Below are 14,073 nucleotides of genomic sequence, written 5' to 3'. Positions count from 1 at the left end.
GCTGGCGCCCAGCGGGGCCTTTCCGGCCGCAACCCACCACTCACGCCCAGCCGCGCGGGTCGGCTGGCGCCCAGCGGGGTGTTTTCCGGCCGCAACCCACCACTGACGCCCAGCCGAACACACCAGCTGGCGCCCAGCGGGGCCTTTCCGGCCGCAAGGCACCACTCACGCCCAGCTGCGCGGGTCGGCTGGCGCCCAGCGGGGCATTTCCGGCCGCAACCCACCACTCACGCCCAGCCGCGCGGGTCGGCTGGCGCCCAGCGGGGCCTTTCCGGCCGCAAGGCACCACTCACGCCCAGCCGAACACACCAGCTGGCGCCCAGCGGGGTGTTTCCGGCCGCGAGGCACCGCTGACGCCCAGCTGGCCGGGCCGGCTGGGCGGGAGCGGTGCCGGACGGGACCGGAAGCGACGCTCAGCGCCAGCCGGGGTGCTCGGCTGGGCGTGAGTGGCGCTGCGGCGCGGGTGCAGGGGTGTGCGGGGTGGGCTTGAGTGGGCAGGTCAGCCCGGCGGGCGCGGCACAAGCTTGAGATGCGGCCGGGTCGCGGAATAGGTGGGGACGAATAGCTGGGTTTTGTTCAGCCACACGACCGTACGGAAAAAGGGTCGTGAGCGGGACAAGCGCAGTAAGGGTGACCAGACGGGGCGAGTGGGACAGGTGCAGTCGGAGAGTTACCAGGCGCTGGGGGCGGTGAAGTGATCGAAAGCGGACGTTGATGGCGGCGGAGGGTCAGCGGGAGGGACGGAGGAGGGGTGGGTGGAGGAGGGCGGCCGGGCCGCGGCGGAAGAGTTGGGCTGGGCGGCCTCGGTCGCGGAGGGCGGTGTGGCCGGTGGGGGTGACGAAGTTTTCGGCGGAGGTGACTTTGCGGTGGAAGTTGCGGGGGTCGAGGTGGGTGCGCCAGACGGTTTCGTAGACGGTGCGTAGTTCGGCGACGGTGAATTCGGGGGGGCAGAAGGCGGTGGCGAGGGGGGTGTATTCGAGTTTGGCGCGGGCGCGTTCGAGGCCGTCGGCGAGGATGCGGTCGTGGTCGAAGGCCAGGCCCGTCTCGTCGCAGGGGCGCCACGCTGCGGAGGCGGCGTCGGATCCGGCGATGGGTGCCGGTAGGTCGGGCAGTAACGCCAGGTAGGCGACGGTGACCACGCGGCCCCGGGGGTCGCGGCCGGGTGTGCCGTAGGTGGCCAACTGTTCCAGGTGGCCGGAGTGCGGATCGAGGCCGGTTTCTTCGCGGAGTTCGCGCCTGGCGGCGGCGTCGAGGTCCTCGTCGGGGAGGACGAAGCCGCCGGGGAGGGCCCACTGTCCCTGGTGGGGTGGGATGCCGCGGCGGATCAGCAGGACCTGGAGGGTGCCCTGGCGGATGGTCAGGAGCACCAGGTCCACTGTGACAGCCGTCATGCTTAGCGTCATGTTGACGATAATAGCGGGCGGCTTTATCGTCGAAGTGACGATAACGATGGGAGAAACACGATGGCTGACGTGACACGGCGGCTGTACCTGCGGCACCTCCGGGCAGCGCCGACGAGCTGGGTCAGTCACACGGTGCGCGGAAAGGCGAAGCGGGCGGGGACCGGGCTGTCGTTCTGGTACCGGCCGCTGACCGCGGTGCTTTCCGAGGTGCCGGTCGACGACCGGGAACTGCCGCTGCTGTTCCACGCCCGGACCGAGGACTTCGCCGACGTGACCGTGCAGGCCACGGTGACCTACCGGGTGAGCGATCCGGCGGCGGCCGCGGCTCGGCTCGACTTCTCGATCGACCCCTACCGCGGTGCCTGGCGCGGGCAGCCGCTGGACCAGGTGGCGGGCCTGCTGGCGGAGCTGGCGCAGCAGCCCGCGCTCGACGTACTGGCCCGGCTGTCGCTCGCGGAGGCGCTGACGACGGGCATCGCCCCGGTCCGGCAGTCGGTGGCCGACGCGCTCGCTGCGGATCCGCGGCTGACCGAGACGGGCGTGGCGGTCGTCAGCGCCCGGGTGGTGGCGATCCGCCCGGAGCCCGACATGGAGCGGGCGCTGCAGACGCCGACCCGCGAGCAGGTGCAGCAGGACGCGGACCGGGCGACCTATGCGCGGCGGGCGCACGCTGTGCAGCAGGAACGGGCGATCGCGGAGAACGAGATGCAGAGCAAGATCGAGCTGGCCCGCCGCCAGCAGGAACTGGTCGAGCAGAACGGCGCGAACACCCGGCGCGAAGCCCAAATCAATGCAGAAACCTCTCTGGTACGGGACGAAGCACGCGCCGCCGGGACGAGAATCGTCGGCCTGGCCGAAGCCGAGGCGGAGGCAGCGCGCCTGGCGGCCTACCGCGATCTGCCCCCGGCCGTCCTTCAGGCCCTGGCTCTCAAGGAGCTGGCCGGTCACCTGCCCGCGATCGGGGAGCTCACGGTGACGCCCGACCTGGTCAGCAAACTGGTCGGGAAGCTCGGATGAGCACGCTCGCCCCGCGCGTGGTGGTCGTGTCGCGGCGCAGCGAGCTCGACGAGCTGCTCGCCCGGCACGGCACCCGCGGCGCCGCGGCGTTCTTCCTGCGGCAGCGCGGCCGTGACCTGGACGAGGTGACCGCCCGCCACGAGGCGCTGCGGGCGGCGCTGACCGAGGTGGGCGCCGCCGTACCGGCCGACTGGCGGCGCGGCTCCGTGGAACGCGCCGACCTGCCCCGCTTCCTGTTCGCCCCGGAGGACGTGGTGATCGCCGTCGGTCAGGACGGGCTGGTGGCGAACGTGGCGAAGTACCTGGACGGTCAGCCGGTGATCGGCGTGGACCCGGAGCCGGGCCGTAATGCGGGGGTGCTGGTGCGGCACCGTGCGAGCGCGGTGTCGCGGCTGCTGGCGGGCGGTCGGCCGGGTGGGGAAGCGCGGACGATGGTGGTGGCCAGGCTTGACGACGGGCAGGAACTGTACGGGTTGAACGAGATCTATGTCGGACATGCCGGGCATCAGTCGGCGAGGTATGTGCTCTCGGTGCCGTCTGGTTCGTCGGAGCGGCAGTCGTCGTCGGGCCTGATCGTGGGGACGGGCACCGGGGCGACCGGGTGGTGTGCGTCGATCGCCCGGGAGCGTTCCGCTGTGCCGGAGTTGCCGGGGGTGGCGGAGGCGGGGTTGTGCTGGTTCGTTCGGGAGGCGTGGCCGTCGCCTGCTACCGGGGTTTCGCTGGTTGCCGGGGTGCTGGGGGGTGACTCGGAGCTGGAGTTGACCAGTGAGTCGGAGCGGCTTGTGGTGTTCGCGGATGGGGTGGAGGGGGATGCGCTGGAGTTGTCGTGGGGGCAGCGGGTGAGGGTGGGATTGGCGGGTCGTCGGCTGCAGTTGGTGTGAGGTCTCTTCCGCCGGGGGTTGGCTTCGCTTCGGCTCGTTGGGCCGCTTTGGCTCGTTGGGCCGCTTTGGCTCGTTGGCGCTCCTTGGCTCGTTGGCGCTCCTTGGCTCGTTGGCGCTCCTTGGCTCGTTGGCGCTCCTTGGCTCGTTGGCGGGGTGTGGTTCTTGGGCTGGAGTGACGACGGTGCCCGCCCCGGCGACTGGGGCGGGCACCGTCCAGGGGTGTCAGATCTTGCCGGTGCCGGCTCCGGACGTGACCGTGGCCTTGACCGTGTTGTTCGCCTCCGGGGTGTACGAGTACGGGATCGCCGCGACGCTGGCGCCGTTACGAACCTGCTCGGTTCCCGAGTTCACCTTGTAGTTGTTGAGAACCTTGATGTTGCCCGAGGCCGAGTCGCCGGTCTGGGTGACGGTCGGCTTGGAGACGTTCTCGAAGTAGTTGCGCTCGACGAAGACGCCGGCGTTCATGGTCGAGGCGACGCCGTACGAGCCGATGTTGCTGTAGTAGTTGTTGAGCACGTGCACCGGATTGGCGAACCGGACCCGCGGGTGCCGCTGCCCGGTCCCCTCGAACCAGTTGTGCACGTAGGTGACACGCAACTTGCCCAAGTCCTGCGACGAGTTGCCGTCGTCGTGACCGAGCAGCATGGACTTGTCGTGGTTGTGCAGCCGGTTCCACGACACCGTGATGAAGTCCGAGCCGCGCTTGATGTCGATCAGTCCGTCGTACCCGTTCGACAGGTCGTTGTGGTCGACCCAGACGTTCGTGGTGCCTTCCTGGATGTTGATCGAGTCGTCGCTCGCGTTGCGGAACACCAGGTTCCGCAGGATCACGTTCCGAACGCCGGAGAGGTTGAGCCCGCCACCGGTGACGCCGGAGCCCGAGCCCACGCCGATCACGGTCTTGTTCGAGGCGACGCTGTACATCCCGGAGATCGAAATCAGCCCGGACACCCGGACCGTCTGCGAGGTGCCCGAGCTGAGCGCGGACTTCAGAGCGGACGCCGAGGTCACGGTGACCACGGTGCTCGCCGAACCGCCGGAGGTGCCGCCGTTGAGGCTCGCGAAGCCGACGGGACTCGACTCGGCCGCGAGGGCTGTGGCCGGGCTGATGGCGATCAGGCCGGTGAGGGCCAGGATGCCGGTGGAGAGTGCGGAGATGACCCTGGTCCGGGCCCGGCGGGGATTCGCCGGTTGTGCCATTGCGGTCATGGGGATTCCTCCATTGAGGAGCGGGGTCCGCTGTGGGGACGGCGGGGTGGGGACGGTGGTTTTGTGGGGGACGGCGCGACTCTGGAGATGTGCTGAGTCACCTCGGGCGCGGGGATCGCCCGAGGGGCTCTTGCAGCGGGTAAGCGCTTTCCTGGCCTGACGTTAGGCCCGCCATCGACGTCTGTCAATCACGTTCTTAACCGGTTCATCCTGACCTGCGGCTTCACTGGTCCAGGTGTGCACTCAGCGACGAATGCCGGAATCCGGGGGCAACTCGCGGCCATCTGGCGGCCCGGCCCGATGCTCTACGTCGCGGCCCGGCACCCGCGGCCCGGCACCCGCAGCCCGGCACCCGCAGCCCGGCACCCGCAGCCCGGCACCCGCGGCCCAGCGTTCCCCGTCGCCACGATTTACCGTTCGTCTATGGAAGATGGCCTCTTCGACAGCGCCGCCGTCATTCGCCGGGTGGCAGGCGAAAGCCTCCTGCTCGCGGGCGGCGGCCGCGCCACCCTGCTCCAGATCGCCCACCCCGCCGTTGCCCAGGGCGTCGCCAACCACAGTTCCTTCACCGAGCGCCCGTTGGACCGCCTCCGCACCACGATGAGCTACGTCTACGGCGTCCTCTACGGCACCCGCTCCGAGGCACAAGCCATCAGCCGCGCCGTCGCCGCGATGCACTCCCGCGTCACTGGCCCCGGCTACGACGCCAACGACCCCGACCTGCAGGTTTGGGTCAACGCCACCCTCTTCGACACGGCAATGCTCCTTTACGAACGCGTCCTCGGCCCCCTCTCCCCCACCGACGCCGACACCTGCTACCGCCAGTACAGCGTCCTCGCCACCGCCATCGGCTGCCCCGAATCCGCCTGGCCCACCGACCGCGCCGCCTTCACCGAATACTGGAACCAGACGATCGCCACCATCCCCGTCAGCGACGCCGCCCGCCGGATCGCCACCACTCTGCTCTGGCCGGAGGGCCTTCCGCTCGCCCTGCGCCCCGCCATCCCCCTCAACCGATTCGTCACCATCGGCCTGCTGCCCGCTCCCATCCGATCGTCCTACGGTTATCCCTGGTCACCCCGCCGCGAGCGCCTCCTGGATCGAACCCTCAGCGGCCTCGCCACCGCCTATCCGCACCTACCCGGCCGCGTACGCTTCGCAGCCCGCGACTTCTACCTCCGCGACCTCCGCAAACGCCTCGCCCGCCGCCGTAATCTCCTCACCGCCGGCTCCCATAACTCACCCTCTCCCCCATGCCATCCCCGCAACTCAGCAGCTCCCTCCAGCGTCCCGTAACTCACCGCTTCTTCACGCCGCCCCGGCAACTCACCGCCTTTCACGCCCCCGGCAACTCACCGCTCCTTTCACGTTCTCCCGCAGCTCACCCACGGCGCAGATGCTCGGCCGGAAGGTCACCGGGAGCCTCCTGGGCGCCCAGCTCAGCCACGTCGTGACCATCCGGGTATCCGGGATAGGTGCGGTTGTTCTTCGAGATGCCCAGCACCGATTTACGGCGTGGAGGCATCATCCGCACGAGGAAGGCACGGGTCTTAAGCCCGGCACCGGCCAGCGCCGTGACCCACCTCGGTGCGGGCTCGAACCCGAACGCCCGCAGCATCGGTTCGTCGAGCATGCCGCGCACGCCGAGTCGCGCCGCCGGTCGCAGGAATCCCGGGAACCAGCCCGCGAAGAGCTCGACCGTGTACTCACCGATCTCCCGGTTGGTGTCGGAGTAGACGAACTCCCGCTGCTCGTAGTCGACCTTGAACCGGCGGAACTCGTCGAAGCTGCCGGGGATGTCGCGGATGCCCATGCGCTTGCCGACCTCGCGATAGTAGTGGAAGGCCGCGAGGCGCTCGTTGTCGTGCAGGGGCCGCCAGCCATACCTCTCGAGCCAGTCGATCGGGTCGTAGACGAACGTGGACAGCACGTAGAGCATGTCGTCGTTGCTGATCGCATACCGGCCGTGGCCGCGATTGATCACCCGTAACGCCTCTTTGCCACGGGGCGAGTCGTAGCCGTGGGCCGCGACCTCCGCCATCAGCAGGGCGGTGTCGTCGTACCGTTTCTGCGGCCGGTCCCGGAATTCACGGGTGGCTGCGAGCAGCCGCGAGATGCTGGGCACGCAGTACGTCCGGAACAGCGCGAACTCCAGCGCCCGCGTGTAGTCCCACGGGAACTCGAGCCCCGCCGAGATCTGGTAGATCTCCAGGTGGTCGCGAACCGGATCGAGTCCGGCGATACGGTCCACGTGACGTGTCACAACATCTCCTTGACCTGGGCAAGCAGTCGTGCGGGCTGGTCGCTGATCGGGGTCACGTTGAGGATGGTGACGCCGGCTTCCGCATACGCCGCGATCCGTTCTCGTACCTAAGGGTCCGGTCCGATCAGGCTGGTGCGTTCCAGCAGGTCGGCCGGGACCGCGGCAGCCGCCTCCGCCTTGCGCCCGGCCAGGTACAGCTCCTGAATCTTGTCAGCCTCAGCCTGGTAGCCGTACCGGGCGACCAGGTCGTGATAGAAATTCCCGCCGCGAGCGCCCATGCCACCGACGTAGAGAGCGACCAGCGGACGGGCCAGATCACGCAGACCGGTCACGTCGTCACCGATCGCCAGGGCACCGCCGGCCACCACGTCGAGCGGGCCCAGGCCGGCGGAGCGGCGGGCGGTGCCGGCCGCAAGCGCGTCGCCCCACACCTCGGACGCTTTCTCCGGCAGGAACAGGAACGGGTGCCAGCCGTCGGCCACTTCGGCGGTCATCCGGACGTTGCGGTCGCCGAGTGCGGCCACGTGGATCGGGATGCGGTCGCGGACCGGCCGGGTCAGCATCTTCAGCGGTTTACCGAGACCGCTGCCCTGATCCGCCGGCAGCGGCAGCGGATAGAGGCCGTCGTGCACCAGCACCTCGCGCCGCCAGGCCGCCCGGCAGATCTCGATGGTCTCGCGGGTCCGGGCCACCGGCCGGTCGTAGGGCACGCCGTGCCAGCCCTCGATCACCTGCGGTCCGGAGGCGCCGAGGCCGAGGATGGCGCGGCCACGCGAGAGCGCGTCCAGCCCGGCGGCGGTCTGGGCAAGAAGAGCGGGCGTACGCGAGAACAGCGGCAGGATCGACGAGCCGATCTCGACCCGTTCCGTGCGTGCGGCCAGGTAGCCCATCGCCGTGGGCGCGTCGAACCCGTACGCCTCGGAGACCCAGACGACGTCGAGCCCGGACCGCTCCCACCCGGCCACCTCGTCCGCGGCCGCCCGTGGATCCCCGGCGTACGTCACTGCCGTGCCGAGCCGCATACCACTCGCCCCCTATTTGATATTTGATACGGTAAGCCGTGCCTGGTGATCGACCGCAATTGTCCGAAGAGGTCGCGGGTGCGCTGCGCGGCCGGATCATGTCCGGGGATCTGCGCCCGGGCAGCCGGATCCGGCTCGAAGAGGTCGCCGCCCAGCTCGGTGTCAGCATCACCCCGGTTCGCGAGGCGTTGCTGACCCTGCGCGGCGAGGACATGGTCGAGCTGGAGCCCCGCAAGGGTTACGTGGTGGCACCCCTGTCGAAACAGGACGTCCTCGATCTGTTCCAGCTGCAGGGCAACATCGCCGGCGAGCTCGCCGCCCGGGTCGCCGAGCGGATCACCGAGGCGCAGCTCGCCGAGCTGACCCTCACGAACGAGCTGCTGCAACGGGCGATCCGGGCCCGCCGGGTCGTCGACGTCGAACACCTCGAGTTCGCCTTCCACCGGAGCATCAACCTGATCGCCCAGGCGCGGAAGCTGAGCTGGTTCCTGAACGTCGCGACCCGCTACACACCCGCCAAGTTCTATGCCGCCGACCCGGCCTGGCGAGACAGCGTCCGCGACGAGCACGACGAACTGCTCACCGCCTTCACCACGCACGACCCGGCGACAGCCCGCGCGGTGATGACCGAGCATTTCACCGACGGAGCCCAGCTGCTTGTCAGACATCTCGACGACCTGGCCATCTGGGACTGATCCGCGCACGGGACACGGCTCCCACCGCGGGTTTCCGAGGCTCCACCGAGCATGTCCCCGGTGCCATCGCGCCTGCCCGGAGTTTCATCGGGCCGGGCTGGGCTCTCATCGGGCGTGCCTGAGGCGGAACAGGCGGCGGGCCCGTTCCAGTGCCGCCGGGTTTCGGTCCAGGCGCATCAGGTCGATCGGGGCGGCGAACCGTCTCCAGGTGACCGATTGCGCCCGGCTGAACTCGCGCAGCCCGTCAGCCCCGTGCACCCGCCCGAACCCCGAGTCACCCACCCCGCCGAACGGCAGCGCCGGAATCCCCGCGAAGCCGAGCACCCCGTTGATCGAGACCGCCCCGGTGCGTAGTTGCCGCGCCAGTGACACCGCGGCCCGCTGATCGGCCGAGAAGATCGAGGCCGCCAGTCCGTAGCTGGTCGCGTTGGCGAGACGCACTGCCTCCCGCAGATCGGCCACCGGGTTCACCACGAGGACCGGGCCGAACGTCTCCTCGGTGACCGCCCGGCTCCCCGCGGGGACATCGGCGAGGACGACCGGATCGATGAACGGCTCGCGGACCGCCTCGGGACCGCCGACCACCGCCCGGCCCCCGGCGGCAAGAGCGTCCTTGACGTGGGCCCGGACCACCTCGATCTGCTCGGGAGTCGTCATCGGCCCATACGCCGCCGCCTCGCCGGAACCCGGCGTGACCTGCTTGGCGAGTGCTATCACCCGCTCCAGAAAGGCAGTGTGCACCTCCCGTTCGACATAAATGCGCTCGACCCCCGCGCAGGTCTGGCCGGCGTTGCCGAAGCCGCCGAAGATCGCCGCGCGAGCGGCGGCGTCGAGATCCGCGTCGGCGGCGACGATCATCGCGTCCTTGCCGCCGCCCTCGACCACGATCGGGGTGAGTGTCTGCGCGCAGGACGCCATCACCTTCCGCGCAGTGGCGGCCGAGCCGGTGAAGGCCACCTTGTCCACACCGGAGGCGCACAGCGCCGCACCTGTCTCCCCCGCGCCCAGCACCGCCTGCAGCACCGGATGCTCCGGCACCGCTCGCGACCAGGCGTCTGCCAGCCACGCTCCGACGCCCGGCGTGTATTCACTCGGCTTGAACACGACCGCGTTGCCGGCGGCGAGCGCGTAGGAGATCGAGCCGAGCGGGGTGTAGACCGGATAGTTCCACGGGCCGATCACGCCGATCACACCCAGCGGCCGGTACTCCAGAGCCGCGCCCTGGTCGGCGGCGAGCAGACCGCTGCTAACCCGCCGTCGCCGCAGCACCTTGCCGGCGTTGCGGGCCGCCCAGTCCAGGTGCTCGACGGCGAGCATGACCTCCAGCAGCGCGTCGCCCTGCGGCTTGCCGGTCTCGCCGCGGATCAGCCCGGCCAGCTCGTCGGGGCGGCCCGCGATCTCCCGCTTCCAGCCCAGCAGGTGGTCGCGGCGCTCGCGGAAGCTCCGGCCCGACCACCACGTCGCGGCCGCCCGGGCCCGCGCGACGGCCGCCAGCACAGCCTCGGCGCCTGAGATCTCATACTCCCCCAGCACCTCGTCGGTGCCCGGTGAGAGGGAACGAAGCCTGCTCATCAACGCCTCCCAGATTTGATATTTGATATGCTACGGTCGCTGTCAATACCCACCGCCACCAGCAAAGATCCACCGGATACACCGCCGGAAGTGACCGACTGAAAGGGATCATTGTGAATCTCGACCTGACGGATGAGCAGCGCGCCTTCGCCGACGCCATCGACGACTTCTGCAAGCGCGAGGCCGGCAGCCGGGAGCAGCGCGACGCGCTCACCGGCGCCGGCCGCCACGCCCATCATCAGGCGACCTATCAGAAACTCGCCGACCTCGGGTGGCTGGGCGCCGCCGTCCCCGAGCAATACGGCGGATCCGGCGGCGGCATGGTCGACACGTGCCTCTTCCTGGAGCGCATCGGCTACGGCATGCTGCCCGTCGGCGGCTTCGCGACGTCGGCCATCGTCGCCGCCGCCGTGCAGCGCTCCGGCTCCGAGCAGCAGAAGAAGCTCGTGCTCGGCGGTGTCACCGCCGGCCGCACCTATGCGATCGCCATGTCCGAGCCCGGGGCCGGCTCCGACGTCGCCGCCCTCAGTTGCCGCGCCGCGCCCGGGCCCGACGGCGGCTATCTGATCAACGGACAGAAGACCTGGTGCTCCAACGCCCACTTCGCCGACGCGATCCTGCTCGTCGCGCGCACCGGCGGCGTGCCCGGCGACCACGAGGGCCTCACCATGTTCCTCGTTCCCACCGGCACCCCCGGCCTGCGAATATCCGGCATTGAGACGATGGGCGGCCGCGAGGTGAACGATCTCTACTTCACCGACTGCACCCTGCCCGCCGACGCCGTGGTCGGCGCGGTCGGCGGCGGCTGGTGGCAACTCATGGCCGGCCTCAACGTCGAGCGCCTCATCCTCGCCGGCCTCATGCTCGGCACCGCCAGGCGCGCCTTCGACGACACCCTGGGCTACATCCGCGAGCGCCGCCAGTTCGGCCGCCCGATCGGCAGCTTCCAGGTTCTGCGCCACCGCATCGCCGACCTGGCCACCGAGATCGAGTGCTGCGACCTGCTGGTCCACCGCACCGCACAACTGGTCGACCGCGACCCGGCCAAGGTGCTCCCTCGCGAAAGCTCCATGGTCAAACTCAAGACCACCGAGGTCGCCCGCGAAACCGCCCTGGCCGGCATGCAGATGATGGGCGGCTATGGCTACGCCACCGAATACGACATGGAACGCCACGTCCGCGCCACCCTGGTCTCCACCATCTACGGCGGCACCAGCGAAATCCAGCGCGACATCATCGGAAAAACCTACGGCCTCTAACCCCCATGCAGACGTACGCCTCCAGCAGCCCCACCCGCCCGCCCCAGCCCTGCCGCCATCCCGCGACGCGACCGGCGATCCGCGCCTTGCCGCGGGCACCCCCGCGTGACTGCCGATCGCCCGCCCGCGCGGCCCGGTTCAGCGTGACTGAGCGACTCGCCACGGCCTGGCCACGTTTAGCGTGACTTAGCGGCTCGCCGCCGCCCGGCCACGTTCAGCCGACTGCGGCGCGAAGTGTCCAGGAGGTGAGGCGAGGGCGGTTGGGAAGCGCGATGCGGCCGGTACACCAGAGCAGTGTCTGCGCCGGGTCGCCGCTGGGCGCGTCCGGGAAGAGGCGTGCCAGCACGGCGGCGCAGAGCGAGTCCGGCAGTGGCCAGTCGACGCCCAGCCCGCTCGTGATGTCGTAGGTGTGCAGCAGGATCTCGTTGCACCCGAGCGCAGCGAAACCGGACGGGTCGGTGGGACCCCAGTGCCAGGCCCGCGCCTCGGGGCCGGCGGTCCGCAACGCGGCGCACAGCAGGTCGGCGCATCCAGCGGTGATCTGCACCAGCTGGGCTGCTGTGGCGTCGGAGCGGACGACCAGATCGAGAGGGAGGTAGGCGTCGTCCGAACGGGAGGTGAGCTGTGTCGCGTACGCGATGAGGTCGTGCGCGATGTGGGCGCACGTCTCACGGCAGGTCCAATGCAGGGTGCCGGCCTTGTTCCCCCAGCCCGGAGCGCCGGTGGTCGGCTCGAGGGCGGTCAGCATCGCGTTCTTCGCGAGTTCCACATCGTCGGCGTTCATCCACGCCAGCATGGCAGCCGCACTGTCAGCTGGGGTGCCGGGTGCGAGAGGCATCCGGCGAGGAGAGGGGGAAGTGCATAGACTCGGTTCGTGGAGTTCGGGGTTGGCTACTTTCCTACTCATGACGCGGTGCGGCCCGGGGAGGTGGCGCGGCGGGTCGAGGAGCGTGGGCAGGATGCGCTCTTCTTCGCTGAGCACACGCACATCCCGGCGTCCCGGGAGACGCCCTATGGGGGTGGGGGTGAGCTGCCACGGAAGTACTGGCACACCTATGACCTGTTCGTCGCGCTGACGGATGCGGTGGCGGCCACGTCGCGGCTGCGGGTGGGTAGTGGAATCTGCCTGGTGACCGAGCGGGATCCGATCGTGACCGCCAAGGAGGTCGCTTCCGTCGACCATCTCAGCGGTGGCCGGTTCGAGTTCGGGATCGGCGCCGGGTGGAACCGGGAGGAGATGGCCAACCACGGGACTGATCCGCGGACACGGATGCGGCTGATGGGCGACCGGGTGCGTGCCATGCAGGCCATCTGGACGCAGGACGAGGCGTCGTACAGTTCCGAGTTCGTCAAGTTCGAGCGGATCTGGTCGTGGCCGAAGCCGGCGCAGAAGCCGTGGCCGCCGGTGCTCGTCGGTGGGGACGGGCCGAGTGTGCTGGACCGGGTCATCGCGTACGGGGACGGCTGGTTCCCCAACTACAGCGAGTCGGTGCTGCCGCGGATCGCCGAGCTGCGGTCGCGGGCCGATCGGCCGTTGCAGGTTCAGGTGCTCAGCGCGCCGTCCGACCCGCGGGTTCTCGAACGGCTGGAGGACGCCGGTGTGCACCGGGCGTCCACGTGGCTGCCGTCTGGTCCGTGGAGCGTGATCGAGGCGAAGCTGGAGAAGTGGGAGCGGGCGATCGGCGAGTTCACCGGCCGGTGAGGCGGATCGGCCGGACACGCGGATCGAGGGATCGGATACGCGGATCGAGGGGTCGGTGAGGCGGATCGAGGAATCGATGAGTCCGCACGCGGGGCGGACGCCTGCCGAGCGGTTCGCCGCTGCCCGGGTGGCGCGGCTGGCGACGGTCACCCCGGACGGGGCGCCGCATCTGGTGCCGATCGTGTTCGCGCTGGTGGGGGACGTGATCAGCACGGCGGTCGACGGCAAGCCGAAACGGCATCGGCAGTTGCAGCGGTTGGCCAACATTGCGCACGAGCCTCGGGTGAGTGTGCTGGTCGATCACTACGACGAGGACTGGTCGGCCCTGTGGTGGGTGCGCGCGGACGGCATCGCCACGGTGTCCGACGAGCCTGAGGCGACGTTGGTCGCCCGCTATCCGCAGTACGCGGTGCAGCCGCCGCCGGGGCCGTTCCTGCGGATTCAGGTGGAGCGCTGGACTTCCTGGACGGCCTGATCACCCGGCCGGGCGTGAGGATCCGACGTCAGGAAGTCAGGCGTCGTGCCGTCAGGCGTCCGGCGGGACGAGGAGGTCACTCGGCGATGCGGGGTGGCCGGTTCTCGTACGGGGTGGACAGCACGACCGTGGTCCGAGTGGTGACGTTGGCGGCTGTTCGGATGTCCTGAAGGAGGCGTTCCAGGTCGGCGGGGCTTTTCACTCGTACGAGAAGCATGTAGAAGTCTTCGCCGGCGACCGAGTAGCAGGAGTCGATCTCGGAGAGATGGGCGAGGCGGTCCGGGGCGTCGTCCGGCTGGGACGGGTCGAACGGGCGGATCGCGACGAAGGCCGTCAGCGGCAGGTCGAGTGCCTCGTAGGAGACGCGGGCGGCGTAACCGGCGATCACGCCGCGCTGTTCGAGGCGGCGAACCCGCTGGTGCACGGCGGACACGCTCAGCCCGACCCGCTCGGCCAAGTCGGTGTACGACAACCGGCCGTCCGCGGTCAGGGCCGACACGATCGCCCGGTCGATCTCTTCCACGGCGGTCACATTACTTGCTCGTAGACCCCGTTGTTGTGGCGGCGTCACCGTC

Annotated in this window: 14 protein-coding genes; 7 read left to right on the top strand and 7 right to left on the bottom strand. The window is 69.9% G+C overall.

Features of this window, described 5'->3' with window-relative positions; translation table 11 throughout:
- Positions 1 to 728 precede the first annotated feature (728 nt).
- Positions 729 to 1,403 carry an NUDIX domain-containing protein gene (locus tag ACFQV6_RS13415; protein WP_378027765.1) on the bottom strand — a complete coding sequence of 225 codons (675 nt, stop codon included), beginning with the start codon at positions 1,401 to 1,403 and terminating at the stop codon, positions 729 to 731.
- 60 nt (positions 1,404 to 1,463) lie between these two features.
- Between ACFQV6_RS13415 and ACFQV6_RS13410 the strand changes: the two genes are divergently transcribed.
- Both ACFQV6_RS13410 and ACFQV6_RS13405 read left to right on the top strand, forming a co-directional pair.
- Positions 1,464 to 2,420, top strand: a complete 957-nt coding sequence (locus ACFQV6_RS13410) for an SPFH domain-containing protein (protein WP_378027764.1) — start codon at positions 1,464 to 1,466, stop codon at positions 2,418 to 2,420.
- Positions 2,417 to 3,301 (top strand): hypothetical protein, encoded by an 885-nt coding sequence (locus tag ACFQV6_RS13405; protein ID WP_378027763.1) that lies wholly within the window; start codon positions 2,417 to 2,419, stop codon positions 3,299 to 3,301. The genes ACFQV6_RS13410 and ACFQV6_RS13405 overlap by 4 nt, the downstream gene beginning before the upstream one ends.
- 222 nt (positions 3,302 to 3,523) lie before the next feature.
- Here ACFQV6_RS13405 and ACFQV6_RS13400 read toward each other — a convergent pair whose 3' ends face one another.
- Positions 3,524 to 4,510 (bottom strand): polysaccharide lyase family 1 protein, encoded by a 987-nt coding sequence (locus ACFQV6_RS13400; RefSeq protein ID WP_378027762.1) that lies wholly within the window; start codon positions 4,508 to 4,510, stop codon positions 3,524 to 3,526.
- A 423-nt stretch (positions 4,511 to 4,933) separates the two neighbouring features.
- Here ACFQV6_RS13400 and ACFQV6_RS13395 point away from each other — a divergent pair, with 423 nt between their 5' ends.
- The gene (locus tag ACFQV6_RS13395; RefSeq protein WP_378027761.1) at positions 4,934 to 5,806 is read left to right on the top strand and encodes an oxygenase MpaB family protein; all 873 of its coding nucleotides are present in this window, start codon (positions 4,934 to 4,936) and stop codon (positions 5,804 to 5,806) included.
- A gap of 85 nt (positions 5,807 to 5,891) precedes the next feature.
- Here ACFQV6_RS13395 and ACFQV6_RS13390 read toward each other — a convergent pair whose 3' ends face one another.
- Positions 5,892 to 6,773 (bottom strand): oxygenase MpaB family protein, encoded by an 882-nt coding sequence (locus ACFQV6_RS13390; RefSeq protein ID WP_378027760.1) that lies wholly within the window; start codon positions 6,771 to 6,773, stop codon positions 5,892 to 5,894.
- 107 nt (positions 6,774 to 6,880) lie between these two features.
- Positions 6,881 to 7,795, bottom strand: coding sequence for an LLM class F420-dependent oxidoreductase (locus ACFQV6_RS13385; RefSeq protein ID WP_378027759.1), 915 nt, complete (start codon positions 7,793 to 7,795; stop codon positions 6,881 to 6,883).
- Between the two features lie 59 nt (positions 7,796 to 7,854).
- Between ACFQV6_RS13385 and ACFQV6_RS13380 the strand changes: the two genes are divergently transcribed.
- Positions 7,855 to 8,490, top strand: a complete 636-nt coding sequence (locus ACFQV6_RS13380; protein ID WP_378027758.1) for a GntR family transcriptional regulator — start codon at positions 7,855 to 7,857, stop codon at positions 8,488 to 8,490.
- Positions 8,491 to 8,595: 105 nt separating this feature from the next.
- Here the strand turns inward: ACFQV6_RS13380 and ACFQV6_RS13375 are convergent, their stop codons facing one another.
- Positions 8,596 to 10,062 carry an aldehyde dehydrogenase family protein gene (locus tag ACFQV6_RS13375; protein WP_378027757.1) on the bottom strand — a complete coding sequence of 489 codons (1,467 nt, stop codon included), beginning with the start codon at positions 10,060 to 10,062 and terminating at the stop codon, positions 8,596 to 8,598.
- Positions 10,063 to 10,175: 113 nt separating this feature from the next.
- On the opposite strand from ACFQV6_RS13375, the gene ACFQV6_RS13370 reads away from it, so the two are divergent.
- Positions 10,176 to 11,321 (top strand): acyl-CoA dehydrogenase family protein, encoded by a 1,146-nt coding sequence (locus ACFQV6_RS13370; protein WP_378027756.1) that lies wholly within the window; start codon positions 10,176 to 10,178, stop codon positions 11,319 to 11,321.
- Positions 11,322 to 11,535: 214 nt separating this feature from the next.
- On the opposite strand, the gene ACFQV6_RS13365 is transcribed toward ACFQV6_RS13370, so the two are convergent.
- Positions 11,536 to 12,159 (bottom strand): maleylpyruvate isomerase N-terminal domain-containing protein, encoded by a 624-nt coding sequence (locus ACFQV6_RS13365; RefSeq protein ID WP_378027755.1) that lies wholly within the window; start codon positions 12,157 to 12,159, stop codon positions 11,536 to 11,538.
- A 36-nt stretch (positions 12,160 to 12,195) separates the two neighbouring features.
- Here ACFQV6_RS13365 and ACFQV6_RS13360 point away from each other — a divergent pair, with 36 nt between their 5' ends.
- Both ACFQV6_RS13360 and ACFQV6_RS13355 read left to right on the top strand, forming a co-directional pair.
- Entirely contained in the window at positions 12,196 to 13,023 is an 828-nt protein-coding gene (locus ACFQV6_RS13360) for an LLM class F420-dependent oxidoreductase (protein ID WP_378027754.1), read from the top strand.
- Between the two features lie 76 nt (positions 13,024 to 13,099).
- Positions 13,100 to 13,498 carry a TIGR03668 family PPOX class F420-dependent oxidoreductase gene (locus ACFQV6_RS13355; protein WP_378027753.1) on the top strand — a complete coding sequence of 133 codons (399 nt, stop codon included), beginning with the start codon at positions 13,100 to 13,102 and terminating at the stop codon, positions 13,496 to 13,498.
- A 76-nt stretch (positions 13,499 to 13,574) separates the two neighbouring features.
- Here the strand turns inward: ACFQV6_RS13355 and ACFQV6_RS13350 are convergent, their stop codons facing one another.
- Complete coding sequence (locus ACFQV6_RS13350) at positions 13,575 to 14,021, bottom strand: Lrp/AsnC family transcriptional regulator (protein WP_378027752.1); 447 nt, start codon at positions 14,019 to 14,021, stop codon at positions 13,575 to 13,577.
- Between the last annotated feature and the right edge of the window lie 52 nt (positions 14,022 to 14,073).

The organism is Actinoplanes sp. GCM10030250, assembly GCF_042666575.1.
GTDB lineage: Bacteria > Actinomycetota > Actinomycetes > Mycobacteriales > Micromonosporaceae > Actinoplanes.
Note: the sequence above shows the minus strand (reverse complement) of the source record. Positions and strands in the feature narration are given on the sequence as shown.